Genomic DNA, 603 nt, shown 5'->3' on the forward strand with positions numbered 1-603 from the left:
GCCTGTTCATCTGGGCGGCTGTGCCGGCCGGCTTTGCTGACGGCTACGCCCTGAGCGACGCGGTGCTGGCCGAAGCGCGGGTATTCCTCACGCCGGGCGGCATTTTCGGCAGCAACGGCAACGGTTACATCCGCGCCAGCCTGTGCCAGCCCGAGGCGCTGCTGCGCGAGGCGCTGGCGCGGATAACCGAAGGAAAACAGAACGTCATGCTGAGCGCAGCCGAAGCATCTCTACCGCAGCAGTAATTCAATCGACTGCAACGAAGCGGTAGAGATGCTTCGACAAGCTCAGCATGACCGGTCTAACAACTCAACATTCAATCCTCAAAACTCAACCCTTCCCCATGACTGTTACCATCATCGGCCTGGGCCTTATCGGCGGCTCGCTGGCGCTGAGCCTGCGGCAGCACGGCCTGGCCGGGCACCTCATTGGCGTTGAAAGCAGCGCGGCCCATGCGAAGCGAGCGCTGGAATTAGGCCTGGTCCATGAAATAGAGCCCGACCTGGAGGCCGCCGTGCGCCCGGCCGACCTGGTGGTCGTGGCCGTGCCCGTCGATGCCATGGTGGCCGTGCTGCCGCCGGTGCTCGACTTGGTTGGCTCGCG

At 64.2% G+C, this 603-nt stretch carries 1 protein-coding gene and 1 pseudogene; both read left to right on the top strand.

The window, feature by feature from the left end; genetic code table 11:
- Window positions 1-245 (top strand): annotated as a pseudogene (locus tag ACYVDE_RS25565) (hypothetical protein); the annotation flags it as partial.
- Window positions 246-343: 98 nt separating this feature from the next.
- The coding region (locus ACYVDE_RS25570) for a prephenate dehydrogenase/arogenate dehydrogenase family protein (protein ID WP_460504316.1) at window positions 344-603 on the top strand (260 nt) is incomplete at its 3' end.

This window comes from Hymenobacter agri, assembly GCF_054778495.1.